This is a genomic window from Pseudomonadota bacterium, from assembly GCA_026388315.1.
Lineage (GTDB): Bacteria > Desulfobacterota > Syntrophorhabdia > Syntrophorhabdales > Syntrophorhabdaceae > MWEV01.
Genome location: JAPLKA010000052.1, coordinates 46,168 through 63,730 on the forward strand (window position 1 = coordinate 46,168; position 17,563 = coordinate 63,730).

General features: G+C 42.9%; 18 protein-coding genes. 13 read left to right on the forward strand and 5 right to left on the reverse strand.

Annotated elements, in window-relative coordinates; genetic code table 11:
- Window positions 1-84: 84 nt before the first annotated feature.
- Both NTX75_06810 and NTX75_06815 read right to left on the reverse strand, forming a co-directional pair.
- Window positions 85-828: a DnaJ domain-containing protein gene (locus NTX75_06810; GenBank protein ID MCX5815941.1), complete on the reverse strand. Its 744-nt coding sequence runs from the start codon at window positions 826-828 to the stop codon at window positions 85-87.
- A gap of 200 nt (window positions 829-1,028) precedes the next feature.
- A complete protein-coding gene (locus NTX75_06815) occupies window positions 1,029-1,436 on the reverse strand; it encodes a hypothetical protein (protein MCX5815942.1) in 408 nt (135 codons plus the stop codon).
- Window positions 1,437-1,909: 473 nt separating this feature from the next.
- On the opposite strand from NTX75_06815, the gene NTX75_06820 reads away from it, so the two are divergent.
- The gene (locus tag NTX75_06820; GenBank protein ID MCX5815943.1) at window positions 1,910-2,320 is read left to right on the forward strand and encodes a PAS domain-containing protein; all 411 of its coding nucleotides are present in this window, start codon (window positions 1,910-1,912) and stop codon (window positions 2,318-2,320) included.
- Window positions 2,247-4,910, forward strand: coding sequence for a PAS domain S-box protein (locus tag NTX75_06825; protein MCX5815944.1), 2,664 nt, complete (start codon window positions 2,247-2,249; stop codon window positions 4,908-4,910). The genes NTX75_06820 and NTX75_06825 overlap by 74 nt, the downstream gene beginning before the upstream one ends.
- A gap of 170 nt (window positions 4,911-5,080) precedes the next feature.
- Here the strand turns inward: NTX75_06825 and NTX75_06830 are convergent, their stop codons facing one another.
- The gene (locus tag NTX75_06830; protein MCX5815945.1) at window positions 5,081-6,049 is read right to left on the reverse strand and encodes a lysylphosphatidylglycerol synthase transmembrane domain-containing protein; all 969 of its coding nucleotides are present in this window, start codon (window positions 6,047-6,049) and stop codon (window positions 5,081-5,083) included.
- Window positions 6,050-6,168: 119 nt separating this feature from the next.
- On the opposite strand from NTX75_06830, the gene NTX75_06835 reads away from it, so the two are divergent.
- Window positions 6,169-7,608 (forward strand): M48 family metalloprotease, encoded by a 1,440-nt coding sequence (locus NTX75_06835; protein ID MCX5815946.1) that lies wholly within the window; start codon window positions 6,169-6,171, stop codon window positions 7,606-7,608.
- 77 nt (window positions 7,609-7,685) lie between these two features.
- On the opposite strand, the gene NTX75_06840 is transcribed toward NTX75_06835, so the two are convergent.
- Complete coding sequence (locus NTX75_06840; GenBank protein MCX5815947.1) at window positions 7,686-7,997, reverse strand: MTH1187 family thiamine-binding protein; 312 nt, start codon at window positions 7,995-7,997, stop codon at window positions 7,686-7,688.
- Between the two features lie 14 nt (window positions 7,998-8,011).
- Window positions 8,012-8,506, reverse strand: a complete 495-nt coding sequence (locus NTX75_06845) for a hypothetical protein (GenBank protein ID MCX5815948.1) — start codon at window positions 8,504-8,506, stop codon at window positions 8,012-8,014.
- A gap of 73 nt (window positions 8,507-8,579) precedes the next feature.
- Between NTX75_06845 and NTX75_06850 the strand changes: the two genes are divergently transcribed.
- The 10 genes from NTX75_06850 to NTX75_06895 all read left to right on the forward strand — a co-directional run bounded on the left by NTX75_06850 (window position 8,580) and on the right by NTX75_06895 (window position 17,521).
- Window positions 8,580-10,745: a PAS domain S-box protein gene (locus NTX75_06850; GenBank protein MCX5815949.1), complete on the forward strand. Its 2,166-nt coding sequence runs from the start codon at window positions 8,580-8,582 to the stop codon at window positions 10,743-10,745.
- A 20-nt stretch (window positions 10,746-10,765) separates the two neighbouring features.
- A complete protein-coding gene (cysE, locus tag NTX75_06855) occupies window positions 10,766-11,398 on the forward strand; it encodes a serine O-acetyltransferase (GenBank protein MCX5815950.1) in 633 nt (210 codons plus the stop codon).
- A gap of 81 nt (window positions 11,399-11,479) precedes the next feature.
- Window positions 11,480-12,202 carry a UPF0280 family protein gene (locus tag NTX75_06860; protein MCX5815951.1) on the forward strand — a complete coding sequence of 241 codons (723 nt, stop codon included), beginning with the start codon at window positions 11,480-11,482 and terminating at the stop codon, window positions 12,200-12,202.
- A 13-nt stretch (window positions 12,203-12,215) separates the two neighbouring features.
- The gene (locus tag NTX75_06865) at window positions 12,216-12,623 is read left to right on the forward strand and encodes a 4Fe-4S dicluster domain-containing protein (GenBank protein MCX5815952.1); all 408 of its coding nucleotides are present in this window, start codon (window positions 12,216-12,218) and stop codon (window positions 12,621-12,623) included.
- Between the two features lie 8 nt (window positions 12,624-12,631).
- Window positions 12,632-13,792, forward strand: a complete 1,161-nt coding sequence (nifS, locus tag NTX75_06870) for a cysteine desulfurase NifS (protein ID MCX5815953.1) — start codon at window positions 12,632-12,634, stop codon at window positions 13,790-13,792.
- Window positions 13,793-13,797: 5 nt separating this feature from the next.
- On the forward strand, window positions 13,798-14,568 hold the full coding sequence (locus NTX75_06875; protein ID MCX5815954.1) for a M15 family metallopeptidase: 771 nt from the start codon (window positions 13,798-13,800) through the stop codon (window positions 14,566-14,568).
- Between the two features lie 30 nt (window positions 14,569-14,598).
- The gene (mtaB, locus tag NTX75_06880) at window positions 14,599-15,879 is read left to right on the forward strand and encodes a tRNA (N(6)-L-threonylcarbamoyladenosine(37)-C(2))-methylthiotransferase MtaB (protein ID MCX5815955.1); all 1,281 of its coding nucleotides are present in this window, start codon (window positions 14,599-14,601) and stop codon (window positions 15,877-15,879) included.
- A gap of 240 nt (window positions 15,880-16,119) precedes the next feature.
- Window positions 16,120-16,419, forward strand: coding sequence for a YggT family protein (locus NTX75_06885; protein MCX5815956.1), 300 nt, complete (start codon window positions 16,120-16,122; stop codon window positions 16,417-16,419).
- A 443-nt stretch (window positions 16,420-16,862) separates the two neighbouring features.
- Complete coding sequence (locus NTX75_06890) at window positions 16,863-17,288, forward strand: putative toxin-antitoxin system toxin component, PIN family (GenBank protein MCX5815957.1); 426 nt, start codon at window positions 16,863-16,865, stop codon at window positions 17,286-17,288.
- Complete coding sequence (locus NTX75_06895) at window positions 17,285-17,521, forward strand: DUF6290 family protein (protein MCX5815958.1); 237 nt, start codon at window positions 17,285-17,287, stop codon at window positions 17,519-17,521. Before NTX75_06890 ends, NTX75_06895 begins: the two co-directional genes overlap by 4 nt.
- The last annotated feature ends 42 nt before the right edge of the window (window positions 17,522-17,563 follow it).

Sequence of the window (17,563 nt, forward strand, 5' to 3'; positions counted from 1 at the left end):
GACGCTGAGAGAAAAATTGTTTCCGCAATCACCCTTGAGCCCCCTGCATTCAGAGTGATTAAAACGAAGAGCGCAGAAGGCTTTTCAGGGTTCCGCCTCAATTTTAAGCGGATCATGCTCGCTGCTATACCACTTTATCACCCTTTCGTTTTCGAAATCGACATAGGAGAACCCATAGTTCCATCTGTTTCCCGATATTCGGGTCGGGGTTCCCTGAACAGCCAGCACCTCGTCTTTTGTTGAGCCTACGGTAAAAAACTCTTTTGGTTTTGCCTGCATACTCTTCTTAAAGATTCTTGTTGTTTCGGCATGGGGTTTCTTCCGGATGGAAGATTTTTCTGACAACGGAGCGGTATCATCAGGGACAGAAACCTTCGGCTGGTCCGGTATCGAAATGGCGGGTGGAACAGGCCGGCCGGCCTTCTCTTTCCGGAAAGCCATGTAGAATGCTGCAATGATAATGATAATTAACAGGACAAGGAATAATGCTATCTTCCACACCCACAATCTGTTTTCTCTGGAAGCAGGCGATTCACACCCCGCAGGAAAAGGAGGTGGCTTGACAACGGTTTCCGTGGCCGACCTCGAAACATCACCATAAATGTCTTCAGGGACGTTTTTTTGTTCATAGAAAGATAGAAGCTCTTCATAGGCAACGTTTATCTCTTTGAGCTTCTCCGTTGCTTTATTCTTCAAGCGGTCGTTGTCGGGAAACCGGTCCGGATGCCATACATTGACGAGGTCTCTGTAAGCCTGTTTAACTTCTTCAAGCTGAGCGCGTTGAGAAACGCCAAGAATTTGAAAATATTTTTTAATTGAAGAACTCAAGAATTCCCCTGTAAATAACTTTATCCTGGTCGTCAGTGGGACCGGTCGCCTTAAACGTTTGGCTCAGTATAGTTTACCTTTTCTTCTTTGAGAAATTTAGCATTAAAACAAAAATAATTCTACGCAGAATAATGCCTTCATTCGGGGTTTGGCAGTTTGGAACATTTCTTTGACCTTGGTGTTTCCGGTTTTTAAAGAATCTATCTCTGGGCGAGCCTCTTTTTGTCTGTTTTCATATTCTTAAGTTCTTCGAGGGTATTTTTAATCTGCACCAGTTCACTTTTTAATATTTGTTTTTCTTTCTCAGATTCTTCAAGCTTATCTTCTATTACTGCGATCTTAATCTTCTGTTCGCTTTCGGCAATCTGTGCTTTCGGGTTCCTGAAATCAGCGACTTCCGTTTTGAGCGTCATTACTTCGGTCTTGAGCATAATTACCATTACGCCAAGCGCCGCGACGAGAAGAACAAAAAAAATCATACCGGCAGGTAAATTTTTTGACACAGCTTTCAGGTTATTGACAGTTTTATTTTCCTTCGCTTCCCTCTTGCTATGGATATTGGACAGCAGTTCTTCTATACTTACTGCCCGCTCTTCTGATATCGCCATAACGGATCCTCCTGTATATATCGTTTTATAACATGTTGTAGTGCAATTTTCACGCCAAACATAAAACCAGATTTTCGTCTTGACTGTTTACAGATTTCCGCGGGCAGCGTGAACCGTTCAAACTGATTGAATAGTTTAGAGAGGAGGAGGCTACGTAAGCAACAGCCCGCAAAGATGTTTTTGGTGAGCTGTCTCTCGTAATCATGATCATATTGTTTCGTGTACACTGCCAGATAAGCAGCTTGTCGAAGGGGTCCTTGCGGCCGATAGCGCCCATAAAAATATGTGTGTGTCGAGCAGGTATGTTACGACCGGAGTAGTTCGTCATCAGACATCTGGAAAGTGCTATGAATTTTTATGGTTGCCTTTTTCTGCAGGAGGCCCACGGGAACCTGCGACTCATAAAATACTGTATACTTTTTTATAACAATTTGTGCTAATATCGATAACAAATATGGTGGGTTACATAAGCTGTGAAAGACGAAAGTAAAACAAAACGTCAACTTATCGATGAAGCAAGAGAATTACGCCGGAAGAATGCCGAGTTAGAAAAATCTGAAATTGAGCACAAAAGATTGGCTGGTCTTGTCATTCGTGCCAAAAAGGAATGGGAATATACATTTGATTCCATTCCGGATCTTATTGCACTCATTGACAGGCAGCACCGTATCATCCGGATCAACAAGGCAATGGCGAACAGACTTGGCCTTTCACCAAAGGAAGTCATTGGTAAAACGTGCTATGAATCAGTGCATAATGCTAAAGTCCCTCCCGGTTTTTGTCCCCATGCCTTGTTGCTGAAGGATGGAAATGTGCATACGGCAGAAGTTCACGAGGAGACTCCCCGAAGGGTTTTTCCTGGTCTCTATCTCTCCATTGTATGATGAAGAAGGCAATGTCGTCGGTTCGGTTCATATTGCCCGCGATATAACAGGGCTTAAGGTAGTTGAAAAGGCGCTTAAAGAAAGCGAAGAAAAGTACCGTAATATCTTTGAAAATGCGGTGGAGGGTATTTTCCAGACAACACCCGATGGCTCTCTCGTAAGTGTTAATCCTGCACTTGCAGGAATGTACGGGTACGATTCGCCCGAAGAACTGATGAGCAGCATCACCAATATTGGCGAACAGCAATACGTCAATCCTGAAGACCGGACAAGGTTTAAAAGATTCCTTGAAGAGAAAGGCCATGTTGAAGGGTTCGAAACGAGGCTTTACAAAAAAGACGGGAGCACAATCTGGGTATCAATGAATGCAAGGACTGTGAGGGAACCGGGCGGTGCAATACTCTATTATGAAGGTATTGCAGAGGATATTTCAAAAAGGAAAGAAACAGAAGAAAGGCTTCAGGAGCAACTTTACTTTTTACAGGTTTTGATAGATTCAATTCCTGTTCCTGTTTTTTACAAGGATGCGCAAGGGGTATACATAGGCTGCAACAAGGTCTTTGAGACTTATCTCGGTAAATCAAAAGAACAGATTATTGGAAAAACGGTATATGAGGTAAACATTAAAGAGGCAGCCGACGTATACCACGATATGGACCTGGCGCTTTACCAAAAACCTGGCATTCAGACATATGAGACTGTGGTTACTTATCCGGACGGTTCAAGGCATAATGTCATTTTCAACAAAGCGACCTATCTCGATATGAATGGGGATGTTACCGGGCTGGTAGGGGTAATCCTTGATATTACAGACCTTAAAAACACGGAAACTGCCCTCAGGAAGGCGAAGGAGGGTGCGGAGGTTGCAAACCGTGCTAAGAGTGAATTTTTAGCCAGTATGAGTCATGAAATCAGGACGCCCATGAATGCAATCATCGGTATGGCGGAGCTTTTGCTGGAGACGCCCCTATCTTCTGAACAACAAAAATATGTTCAGGTTTTTCGGGATGCAGGGGAAAATCTTCTGGGGTTGATTAACGATATCCTTGACCTTTCCAAGGTGGAGGCTGGCCAGGTACACTTAGAGGTAATGGATTTTGATCTTGTGGACATCATTGAGAGAACTTGTGATGTTATGGCATTACGCACGCACGAAAAGAATCTGGAACTGGTTTATCGGGTCTTTCCGGATGTTCCGACTCATTTAACAGGGGATCCGACACGCCTGCGCCAGGTTTTGGTCAATTTCATCGGGAATGCCATAAAATTCACTGAAAAAGGTGAAATAGTTCTCGAAGTCAAAAATCAGGGGAAGGAAGAAGACAGGGTTCGAGGGTTCGAGGGTTCAAGGGTTCAAGGGGAAGAGGGGAAGGAAGAAGACAGGGTTCGAGGGTTCGAGGGTTCAAGGGTTCAAGTGGAAGAGGATTCAGAATCGCCGATACGCCGATACGCCGATACGCCGATACATCTTCAATTTTCCATCCGTGATACCGGTATCGGTATCTCCAGCGATAAGATTGATATGATTTTCAAGAAGTTTACCCAGGTAGACGCTTCAACGACGCGTAAATATGGCGGAACTGGCCTTGGTCTTGCTATTTCCAGGCGATTCGTTGAGTTGATGGGAGGCAGAATATGGGTTGAAAGCGAAGTTGGTGTGGGCACTACAATGTCATTTACGGCCTGTTTCAATATTCAGAAAGATTGGAAACAGGCGGATGCGAGACCTGACACTGTAAAACTGAAAGATATGAAGGTGCTTGTTATTGATGATAATGCTACAAACCGGATGATTTTAAGGGAGATGCTCATCAACTTCGGCGCCTTGGTTACAGAGGAGGAAGACGGCAGGAGTGGTCTCGAAATATTGGAACGCAGTTTTACCACAAAAGCGCCGTTTAAGCTCTTATTGCTTGACTATTTTATGCCATCCATGGATGGTTTCGAAGTGATGTCTCAAATTCAGAAATACAATTGGCTCAAGGACCTTTCCGTGATTATCCTTACCTCGGGACATGTTAAGGGTGATAGGGAAAAGGCACGACAGCTTGGCGTGTCGGGTTTGCTCCGAAAACCAGTCAAAAAGGCTGAACTCGTTGAGGCAATAAATATGGCGATGAATCAATCCCATCCGGCGGTGGATGCCGTTTCTACAACTGCAACTGAGGTCTTATTATCTTCCAATGACGAAAGACGGCCCTTAAATGTCCTTGTAGCTGAAGATAACGAAGACAATCGTCTGCTCGTGTGGTCCTATTTCAGAAATACCCCCCATAAGATTCATTTAGTTGAAAACGGTCAGATAGCTGTTGAAAAGATCAAAGAAGTGAAGGGCAGGTATGACCTGATTTTTATGGATATGCAAATGCCGGTGATGGATGGTTATACTGCTACTTCACTCATCAGGGTATGGGAGCGTGAAAACGGACTCGAACGGACCCCGATCGTTGCCCTCACGGCATTTGCCCTTCAGGGAGATGAACAGAAAAGCCTTGATGCCGGCTGTGATGGATATGTGACGAAACCAATCAAAAAGGCAAAACTATTTGAAACTATTGCCACATATGCAAGGAAAGCGGAAAGGGAATAGTCGTTAGTGAATAGTGAATAGTGAAAAAGGCAGTGAATAGTGGATAGTGAATAGTGAAAAAGGCAGTGAATAGTGAATAGTGAATGGTGAATGGTAAAGGCATAGGATGGAGAGGCGGTTTACAGTTTACGGTAAAGGCAGGTAGCCGCAGGCTTTACCTGTTTTTATTCTTATTTCTCTAACTTTCTTATTTCTCCGATTTTTAGATGTTCCTTCAGCAAAAGGGAAAACCCTATTAAATTATAGGGGATATACCATAGTGCATGGAATAGAACGGAAACCGTAAAACCTTCGTGTTTCGGAACACCAAAAATGGACAAAATGTATACAAGCAGAAATTGATATACGCCAATGTAACCTGGAGAGGAGGGGATAGCGAGCCCCATGTTGAGAAGGGCGCACACAAATGGTACATAAATAAAACTGATTTTAACGCCGAGGGTAAGCGTAACAAAATAGAGCGCCGTACTCATCGAAAGCCACTGAAGAAACGCTATAGCAATAAAGAGGATGATGTTCAATGGTGATTGTATCCTTTTCAGATTTCCCTGGATCTCTATGATACGTTTTGCAAATTTTGCAAAGACAGGTTTTTTTATTTTGTGAAGTTTTTCTGAAACAACGTTTGCGAACTTTTCTCTGCTGAATACGATTATAAGGATTATGCACAGCGCAAGAAGACTGACGAGAATGTATATGGCCTGTGAGACCCTTACAGGGAGACTGTGTTTCGGGAAGAACAGGAGGATAATGAACAGCAGACCCACAAGATCAAAAATTCTGTCGATAAAGACAGTTGAAAGGGCATAAGTAAAGGAGACCCCCCTTCTTTTTGAGAGGACATATCCCTTTACGATCTCTCCAATCCTTGCAGGGAGAACGTTGTTGACGAAAAGGCCGATCATGAGAGAAACAAATGTGTCGGAGAATTTTACGTTACCGCCTGATATTCTCTGCCACTTAAAGGAGCTCAGCATTATACTGACAGCAATAAATAATAACGGAATAAAGACCAGCCGGTAGTCTGTCTTCTTTAACGTTTCGAGTATTGCACTTGCATTAATATCCTTCAGAGAAAAATAGAGCAATATTATGCTGATAATGAATCCCGAAATTGTGACGATGTTTTTTCTTTTCATAATGGAAGCAACACAATATAAGCCTTACCGGAGAGGTTATTGTCAACAAATATCATCATGGCAAAGATATGTTGACAAAAGCGACGGTTAGGATAAAATTAAAAAGAAAAGGAGATAACATGAAAAAACATATCATAGCCCTTTTTCTTGTATGTATGCTTTCAGTTGTTGTTGTTGGTTGTGCAACTAATCCTGTTACCGGTCAGAGTCAGTTAATGCTTGTTTCTGAGCAGCAGGAAATTGCCATGGGCAAAGAAGTTTACCCGAATGCCATGTGGGGCGGCGAAGGCGGCGGGGGTGAGTTTAAAGACGAAAGAGCGAAGGCATATCTTAAAAACGTTGTGATGAACATCCACAAGGTATCCCACAGACCCAACCTACCGGTAGATTTTGCGATCCAGAACAGTTCTGTTCCTAATGCATGGGCAATACCAGGATATGTTGTTATTACAAGGGGACTGCTTGCAGGACTGGACAATGAAGCCGAGTTTGCCTTTGTGATGGGCCATGAGATGGGACATGTATCTGCACGCCATTCTGCAAGCCAGATGTCCCTGGGGATGCTGCACCAAGCAATACTTGCCGGGGCAAGTATTGCCCTTGCCGGAAGCGATTATTCCGATGCTGCGCTCTCGTTTGGCGCATTGGGAAGCGGCTTGTTGTTGCTCAAATACAGCAGGGACGATGAGCTTGATGCTGACGGGCTTGGCGTTCAGTATATGACAAGGCTTGGCTATAACCCGAGAAATGCGATAAGCGCCCACATGAACCTCGAGAAGGTATCGAATGAATATATGAAATCCCTCGGGAAGAGCACACAGGAAAGGGGATTTTTTGAAGATATGCTTTCCACCCACCCCAGAACATCCGTGAGGATTGACGAGATTCAGAATATTATCAACCATACTCCTTCGGTTGCGCTCAAAGGGGACGGCGTAAACAGGCAGCAGTTTCAATCTATGGTTGCCAGTGTAAAAAATGTGAACAATACTTACATTGCCCACTACGACAAGGCTGTAAGGGCGTTAAATAATAAAAATCTCGATGAAGCTGTGGCCCAGATAACAAAGGCTATCAATATAGATCAAACACAGGCGCCTTTTTACGGTTTAAGCGGTTTTATCATGCTCAGAAAGAAAAACCCTGAGAACGCCGAGAAATATTTCAATTACGCGCTTCGTCTTGACAATAATTACCAGCCTGCATTGAGGGGGATGGGCTCAATCCTCTATATGAAAGGGAATTATGCCGAGAGTATCCAGTATTTAAAAAAGAGTGTCGCCATTTTTCCCGGGGATATGCCTTCCCATTATTTCCTGGGCATGAGCTATTTTAAGACAGGGACTTACAGGACAGCCGTAAACCACCTCAAGCCTTTCGCCGATGCACAGCCCAAACATCCTACCATTCATGGGGTGCTTGGCATCTGTTACGAGTATGTAGGAGACACCAATTCAGCCTATAATCAATACGCGATGCAGGTCAAAGTTGCCCCGAACAATGACATGGGAAAGCAAGCCTCAGGACGGATCAATACGTTGAAGAGCGGGATGAAGTAAAGAGGGAAAGGCTGAAGGCAAGGAATGCTGAAGGTTGAAGGGGGAAGGAGCGGAGAGCGAAATCCGAAATCTGCAATTCAAGAAAGTTTCTTGCCGATCTTTTTCTCCACTGACTCTATTTTCTGAGTGATTCTGCCGCCGCTGCCTTTTCTGATATCGAGTTTTATTGTTGAGTAAACCCTGTTGCAGTCATGCTCAAGCTCTCCATAAGCCATATTGACAATGTTCAGCGCCTCCGCAAGTGTTTCAACCTCAACGATTGTGCCCATCGGGGTCAGTTTGTAGGAGGCATAACCGGCATCAATCATCTTTATAATCCTGCTTACGTAAGCGCTTACGCTATCACCTTTATCCGTGGGAAACATTGCAAATTCAATTAAAACTGACATATTCTTACCCCCTTTTAGCGACCGGGAATGGGCTTTGGTTTCTGCTGTTGCGGCTTGTCGGCCGGTTTTTTCTTGGCCACTGGTTGCTGCTTTTGGATTACCGCTTCTGCTTTTTCTATTTTAGCTTTTATGGTATGTACTTCATTGTTGAGCTGTGAGACATCTGCCCTGAATTTCTCATCCTCTTTTTTCATATTTTCCAGTCTTGATTCAACTGTTGCCAATTGTGATTTAAGACCTGCCGTATCGATGCTGTTCATTTTTGCCCGAAGATCCGTTATCTCTGCGCTGAGAGCGGACATATTTATCCATGACAGAACCGCAATGATTCCAACAACAATAACCAACAGGCTGGTAACAATATGAAGGAGTGGCAACAAATCCTTCAGTTTCGAGAGTAAACCCCTCTTTTCCTCGAAAGTATCTTGAATATTTAAATGGTCTTCCGGAATCCTGAAGAGCTCATCATCGTTTTTTACTTGTTTTTCTTCCTCATCTAATTTAATCATAATAACACTCCTGATAAGAATATTTTAATGAATATTCATACTACCAGAAACGAGTTTAAAGTAAAAGTGTATTGTGGTAAAGAAAGATAAGACAGAAAAGCCAAAACGAGATAAAAGCGATTTGCTTCGTTTTATTTTAGGGATATCTACAAATTTCATAATCATTTCCCCTGATGAAATTGACAAGGGCATCAATGATGTTTTGAAAGCAATCGGTATCTTTGCTGATGTTGATCGAAGTTATATTTTTCAGTTTTATGATAATGGAAAGAAAATGTCTAATACCCATGAATGGTGTGCAGAGGGGGTAGAACCGCAAATAGCAGAACTTCAGGAAATGTCCGTGGATGACCTTCCATGGTTTGACAAGAAGATAAAAGGTTTTGAAGTTGTCCATATTTCCGATGTGGATGAGCTTCCATTTGAAGCAGAAAAAGAAAAGAAAGAATTCATAAAAGAAGGCATTCAATCTCTTATTGTCGTTCCAATTATCTCAGAACGTTCCATCATTGGTTTCCTCGGTTTTGACAGTACGCGCAATAAAAAAACCTGGCAGGATGATATTATTTCCCTCCTCATGATTGTTGGAGAAATCTTTGCCAATGCCATAACAAAAAAGAAGATAACGACTGCACTAAGCGAAAGTGAATCGAGGTATAAAGCCCTTTTTGAGTATGCGAATGATGCGATTTTTCTTATAAAAGATGGTGTTTTCGTGGACTGTAATACCAAAACTCTCAACATGTTCGCGTGCGCCAGGGATAACATTATAGGCCATACACCTGACCGATTTTCGCCTTTCTTTCAACCTGACGGGAGTGTTTCGGCTGAGGAAGCCCGAAAAAATATACAAGCTGCATTGCATGGAAGGCCACAATTTTTCGAATGGGAGCATCTTCGTTACGATGGAGCGCTATTCGATGCAGAAGTAAGTCTTAACAGAGTCGAGATCAACAACGGAAAATTTATTCATGCCATTGTTCGTGACATTACCGAGCGGAAGCGCATAGAAGGGCTTTTATACAAGGAAAGGGAAACATTTTATTCTATCCTCCAGAAGGCGCCCTACGGGGTAGTGCTGTCCGACAAAGATGGAAAATATACATACATTAACCCGGAATTTACCGTTATTACCGGGTACACCTTAGAGGATGTTCCTACCGGAAGAGATTGGTTTTACAAAGCCTTTCCGGGAAAAGAGTTACGTGAGGAGATTAAAAGAATTTGGATGGGTGATATCCCTAAAAGGGGTGTGGAAAGAGCCTTTTGCGTAGCATGTAAAGATGGACAAACCAAGGAGATAAATTTTAGACCGACTATGCTGGATGACGGCAGAACAATTACCATGTTATCGGATATTACAGAGCGGAAGCAGGCGGAAGAACTGTTCAAAACCCTTGCGCATAATTCACCGGTTGGAGTTTATATTGTCCAGACCGGAAGGTTTAAATTTGTTAATCCCTATTTTGAGCGAATAACCGGCTATGCAGAGAGTGAGTTGTTAGATAAGGACGCTATGATTCTGGTTATACCTGATGACAGAAATCTTACGAGAGAACATGTATTGGAGATGTTAAAAGGCGAAAAAATGTCGGCGCATGAAGTCAAGGTATTGAGGAAGACCGGTGAGACAAGGTGGATTCTTCAGTCAATAACTTCGATTCAATTCAAAGGGAAACCGGCAGTTCTCGGGAGTTTTGTGGATATTACTGAAAAGAAACAAATGGAAGAGAAGCTTCGTACTATGTCAATCATTGATGAATTAACACAGCTCTACAATAGAAGGGGATTTTTTACCCTTGCCACCCAGCAGATGAAAATTTTGAGTCGTAATAAAAAGGAGATGCTATTGTTTTTCATCGATCTCGATGGCTTGAAATGGATTAACGATACATTGGGGCATCAGGAAGGTGATCTTGCGCTGATCGGCACTGCAAATATCTTGAGAGAAACCTTCAGGGACGCAGACGTAATGGGTCGCATTGGCGGTGATGAGTTCGCTATCCTTGCGGTAGGCACAAGCGAAATGACCGGAGCACTGCTTGAAAAACGTCTGCAGGAACATATTGATTTGCATAATAACGAAATTGGTATAGTTCACAAGTTATCTATGAGCGTCGGGGTAGCGATTTATAACCCGGAATGCCCAAGTACAATCGATGAACTGATGTCGAAGGCAGATACTTCGATGTATGAAGAAAAGAAAAGAAAACGTTCAAGACAGGAATTTACCCGCTAAAAGGACTGGTGTTTTCGTCAATGTTTAAGAAAATCCGTGAAGATATTGAATCTGTTTTTGAGCGTGACCCCGCAGCAAGGAATATACTTGAAGTTATATTCTGCTATCCCGGTTTTCATGCGGTCTTATTCTATAGGATGAGTCACTGGTTCTGGATGAAAAAATTGTATTTATTAGCAAGGGTTATATCTCATATTGGAAGGTTTTTAACAGGTATCGAGATACATCCTGGTGCAATTATTGGAAGAAAATTTTTTATAGACCATGGGATGGGTGTTGTTATAGGCGAAACATCAGAGATTGGCTATAATGTGACCATATATCATGGGGTTACATTGGGCGGTACCACCTGGAAAAAAATCAAGAGACACCCGACAATCGGGAATAATGTAGTCATAGGGGTAGGTGCGAAGGTGCTTGGGCCGGTCAAGATAGGTGATAATTCAAAGATCGGGGCGAATTCGGTTGTGGTGAACGAGATACCGCCAAACTCTATTGTTGTAGGTATCCCCGGCAAGGTTGTTTTCAGGGTTGAGGGGGATAAAAGGATTCAGATGGATAGCTCTTTCATGCCGGACCCTCAATCGAGGGCAATCGAGAACCTGTTAGACAGGGTGAAGAAGCTTGAGGAGAAAGTGAAAGGTGAAAAGTGAAAGGTGAAAAGTGAAAGGAGGGTAGAGTGGAATACGGATTTGTTTTCACTTGAACCCTTGAACCCTTTTACTGGTTAATATATGTACGAAGAACGATTTTACAGAGGCATTACAAAACCACATGACCTGATATGCTATGAGGTAAAAAATAAAGAAACTGACCTGCTCTGCTGTACACGGAGTGATCTGAAAAAGTTCATTGAGGACAGGGTATTTTTTTACCGGCACCAGCTTGAAGAATATATTAAACAAAGGCCTTTATTTATGGATAGTCTGGTTCCCATTGAGTATGATAATTTTGCCCCGCAGATAGTGAGGGAGATGATAGATGCTTCTCGTGCGATAGGGGTTGGGCCGATGGCCACCGTTGCAGGGGCAATTGCTGAATTTGTGGGAAGGGATATTGATCCTCTGTCTGATGAATACATTATCGAGAATGGCGGGGATATATATCTGAAAACAAGCAAAGAGAGGATATTGATGATTTATGCGAAAGATTCCCCCTTCAGTCAAAAGATCGGCATAAAGATTGTTCCGAACAGCAAGCCCTATGGTGTATGTACTTCTTCGGGAACGGTGGGTCATTCGCTCAGTTTTGGCAAGGCCGATGCAGTCTGTGTGGTAGGGAATTCTTCTCTTTTTACCGATGGACTTGCAACTTATATAGGTAATATTGTAAAACAGAAGGGCGATATCCCCATTGCCATTGAGAAGGGTAAAGTATTTCAAGGTGTGATAGGGCTATTGATTATTATTGGTGAGAATCTTGGTGTGTGGGGAGATTTAGAGATAGTAAAGCTATAAACGTGAGGAAGATATGAAAAAGAGGATAATTATTAGATTTAAGAGAAAAACAATCGATAAGCCGATAGTCTACAGGCTCGCCAAGGATTATGATTTGATTTTTACTATCTTAAGGGCCAATGTGTCCCCAAGGGCAGACTCCATGATGGTGCTCGAAATAGAAGGGGCAGACGAAAACTTCCAGAAAGGGATTGAATATTTAAAGGACATGAATCTCGACATTGAGCCCATTGAACAGGATATAAACAGAGACGAGTCCAGGTGCGTCCATTGCGGGGTATGTACGAGTGTCTGTGCACCCGAGGCAATGTATATAAACAGAGAAGATATGAAAGTTGAATTCGATTATGAGAGGTGTGTGGCATGTGAATTGTGCGTAAAGGTTTGTCCTGTAAAGGCAATGAACGTATCTTTTGAATAGAGGCAATAATGAAGAAGATCTATTTTGACTACAATGCCACTACCCCGGTTCACGCTGAAGTAGCGCATTTTGTAAAACCATTTTTCCACGAGCTTTTCGGCAATCCGTCAAGCTTGCATTGGGCCGGCCGCGAAATAAGGGGATATTACGACAAGGCAAAGGAACAGGTTGCCGGTTTGATAAAAGCTGAACCCCACGAGATAGTCTTTACAAGTAGCGGAACGGAAGGTGATAACCACGCAATTAAAGGCGTTGCCTATGCGAAGAGAGACCATGGGAAGCATATTATCACCTCTACAATTGAACATCCCGGCGTTTTAAACGTCTGCAAATACCTTGAATCAAAAGGATATGATGTTACGTACCTTCCTGTGGACGGCAATGGTCAGGTACACCCCGAAGATGTAAAAAAGGCGATCAGGAAGGACACTATCCTGATTACAATCATGTATGCGAACAACGAGACGGGTACTTTGCTGCCTGTTAGAGAAATTGGTGAGATAGCAAGGGCTTCCGGTGTTCTGTTCCATTCGGATATGGTTCAGGCAATCGGTAAGATGCATATTGACATAAAATCACTCAATGTTGATCTGGCAAGCTTCTCGGGCCATAAGGTATATGCGCCGAAGGGAGTGGGAGCCCTTTACATGCGGGAGGGTCTTGATATTGATAACCTTATCCACGGGGGGCATCAGGAAGAGGGAAGAAGGGCCGGTACCCAGAACATGATCGGCATAGCAGCTTTTGGCAAGGCATGTGAAATTGTCGGGGACGAAATCGAAGAAGAGAACAGGCGGATGGAATATTTAAGGAAAAGGTTGCTTGAAGGCATTCTGAGTAAAGTTGACTTTGTTAGATTCAACGGAGACCCTGTCAACAGGTTGCCCAATACGATAAATTTGAGCTTTGAGTTTGTTGAAGCAGAATCTTTGCTTATAGCCCTTGATCTGAACGGAATAGCTGTTTCATCCGGGTCAGCCTGTTCGTCCGGCTCCACCGAGCCGTCCCATGTCCTCCTTGCAATGGATATACCGGCAGAGTTATGCCAGAGCGCCATACGGCTCAGTCTTGGAAGGGGCAATACGGAAGAGGATGTTGATTATGCCCTGTCGGTGATACCGGGGGTTGTGGATAGACTGAGGCAGATGTCGCCATTCTATAAGAAATGAAAACAATGTCAGCCCGAAAAAAGATTTCCCTATTCCTTTTTGCGATTCTTTTTCAATACATAATCATTGTTGTTCCCTGTTATTCAGAAAATAAAATACCGGATGGTTTTATTGATATAACGAAGGCGATTCCTTCTGCAGTTCTTGATATTCGCTATTTTGGCCCCCACAATTTTGTTGGAGAGAGGGTGGACGGATATAATGCGCCGAAATGCTATCTTACCAGAGAGGCAGCGGAGGCTCTAAAAAAGGTGCAGGAAGAACTGAAGGACTTTTCTCTGTCAATAAAGATTTATGACTGTTACCGCCCGCAAGGAGCGGTCAATCATTTTGTGAGATGGGCAAAGGAGATCAATAATGCAAAAACAAAAAAAGAGTTTTACCCTACCGTCGATAAAAGAAATCTTTTTAAGGATGGCTATATAGCAGAAAAATCCGGTCACAGCAGGGGCAGTACCGTTGACCTGACGATTGTTCCAATACCTGTCCCGGAAGAGGAAAGATATGTTCCGGGACAACCGTTGTTCGAGTGCTATCTGCCTGCGGGAAAACGCTTCAAAGATAATAGTATTGATATGGGGACCGGGTTTGATTGTTTTCATGAATTATCCCATCCGGTGAACAAAAAGGTTGGATTACAGCAGCGGGTGAGCAGAATGCTGCTTAAAACGCTCATGGAAAAGCATGGTTTCAAGAATTACGATCAGGAATGGTGGCACTTCACTCTAAAGAATGAGCCATTCCCGGATACCTATTTTGACTTTGTCATCGAGTAGCATCTTCATTGTCCCGGCGTTTGCATGTCTATGAAATTCTTTATCCACACAACAGGTTGTAAGGCAAATCAGTGGGATTCTTATGTAATGAAGAACAAACTGAGAGATGCAGGTCTGGCTCTCAGCTCATTGCTCCATGCCGATTTTATCATCATCAATGCATGCACGGTAACAGAGGGAGCGGAGAGGGATATCCGGAGATTTATCAACCGTTGCAGAAGGACGAATAAAACAGGGAAAATCATACTTGCAGGATGCCATTCTCAGGCATATCCCGGAAGCACATTCGGAGCAGACATAATACTGGGTCAGAATGAAAAATTCAATGTGGAAAAATTTCTTGAGAAAAAAGGGTGTTTTGTCGAAGGCAGAGGTGAATTTTCTCTTGAAGGAATGCCTGTCATTACCGGGGGGCTGCAGGAAGGCAAAACGAGATTCTTTTTTAAGATTCAGGATGGTTGCGACAAATTTTGCAGCTATTGTATCGTCCCGTATGCGCGGGGGATACCAAGAAGCCGGCCTGCCGGAGAGGTGCTGGAGTTTCTCAGGGATTTAAAAGAAAAGGGTATTAAAGAGGTGGTATTAACCGGTATAGAAATATCTGCCTACCACGACCCTGTAACCGGTTCAGACTTAAAAGAGTTATTGCGAACCCTTGAACATCATGAAACACCGGAACGCATACGATTAAGCTCGATAGATCCCTTGTATGTTGATGATGATTTTATAGACATTGTCGCATCATCAAAAAAGATCGCAAAAAGCCTTCATATCCCCCTCCAGAGCGGGTCTGACAGGATTCTTGCGCTCATGAAGAGAAATTACACGCAGGCATATATAAGGAAAATTTTGGAGAGGTTGAACAGGAAAATCCCTGATATAGGAATTGGAATGGATGTTATTACAGGCTTTCCAACAGAAGACAAAAAGGCCTTTGAAGAGACATGCAGCTTCCTCGAATCCGTTGATATTTACTACCTCCATGTTTTCCCCTTCTCGGTAAGAGCGGGAACGGAAGCATCATTAATGGAAGGAAGTGTCCCTGAGGGCGTTAAAAAAGAAAGGGTGCGCATGCTGAAAAGACTGGATACCGAAAAGAGGCAGGCATTCTATCAACGTTTCATGGATGCCGATGTGTTGATTGTCCCTGAAGGAAAGCTCTATAAAGGTTTATATATGAGGGGGTATACGGACAATTACATCCCTGTGCACATCCCCTGTGAAAAAACCCTTGAAAATAAGCTTGTGAAGGTTACAATAACAGGGATGGATGATGGCCTGGTGATGGGAAGAACAGTGAACAGTGAATAGTGAATAGTAAATAGTAAATAGTGAAGAGTCGAAGTTGCGAAATTACGAGGATGGGAAGATGGGAAGGGGAGGAAGGCAGGCTGCAAGCTGGAGGTTTGGAGTTTTATAAGAAAGATGATTAGAGGATTGGAGGTTTGGAAGGTTAGCTAAACATCTAATCATCCGACCCCTTGGTCCCTTGAACCCTTTTTTCTGTTATGAGTTGCGAGTGGATAGTTATTATTACACACGAGGTGAATTATGTTTGTATTTGGAAATTTGTTTTCGGGAATAGCTTATGTTTTAGATATGTTGCTCAATCTATACTTCTGGATTATCTTCGCACGTGCAATACTTTCATGGATAAGACCCGATCCCTATAACCCTATTGTGAAGATTATATGCAAGCTTGTAGACCCGGTTACCTACAGGATTTCAAAGATTATCCCGACGAGGATCGGAATGGTTGATATAGCCCCTTTTGTTCTTATGCTGGCTATCATTTTTGCACAAAAGTTTCTTGTAGCCACGCTTTTCGATTTTGGAGCGAGGATGAAGTAATTATCGGTAATGTCAAAAAAAATATGAATTTTTTTCTTTTTTTAGCCGCAGACGGACGCAGACAAAAGCTGGACAGTATTTTATATCGGCTGCCGACCTGGCACCCGATATACTCCATGCCCTTCGGGCAGAGTGATAATTTAATATATTCGCCCGTTAGGGCTGAATATTTGATAGGCGGCAATGTCGCCGGCTATCAAAAAAACTATTCACAAGCATTTGTCTGCATTTGTCGAGCGTAAGCCTGCCCTGTGTAAAGAATTACCCTGAGGCAAGCCTTTGTGTGTCAAGCCGATGGGCAATGCAGTTGGTATCTATTTCACCGGGGCGGGCGGCAAAAAGGTATTTTCCTGAAACTAACCTGGCACGATACAGGCATTAAAAAAACTTGACAGATTGATTGTTGCTTGACAATATTATGATACCGTATATAGTATTATAGTGTGAGTAAAAAGAAAAGAAGAATTATCCTTGATACAAACGTATTATATGCGGGCCTTTATTCATCAAAGGGTGCTTCCTTTAAGGTCTTGCAGGCGATAGAAAAAGACAAGGTTAAGACTGTGCTATCAACCACATTGCTGTTTGAATATGAGGATATTCTAAAGAGAAATCAAGCAGTTTTGGGGTTATCAGATGAAGAAATTGAAAGGTTGCTGGATTACTTCTGCCTGCAAAGCGAACATCAAAAGATTTATTACTTGTGGCGTCCTTGCTTGTCTGACCCAAACGATGATCATTTACTGGAATTGGCCGTTGCCTCTGGTACGAGTCTTATTGTGACGCACAATACGAAGGATTTCAGAGGAGCAGCAAAATTTGGCATAAGATCAATAACACCCAAAGAACTAATGGAGGAAATATCATGAGTACTTTAAGCCTGCGATTACCCGAATCAATTCATCGGCATATCAAAGAGGTTGCCAAAACGGAAGGTGTTTCTATTAATCAATTTATATCATCTGCTGTGTCAGAAAAAATCTCTGCGTTGATGACAGAAGACTATTTAAAGGGCAGAGCAAAAAGGGCGAAAAAGGATGATTTAGGAAAAATACTGTCCAAGACTCCTAACCGTAAACCATTACCCGGTGATGAACTATGATTTTTGGCTAACACCGTCATACAACGGATCACACAAAAACTG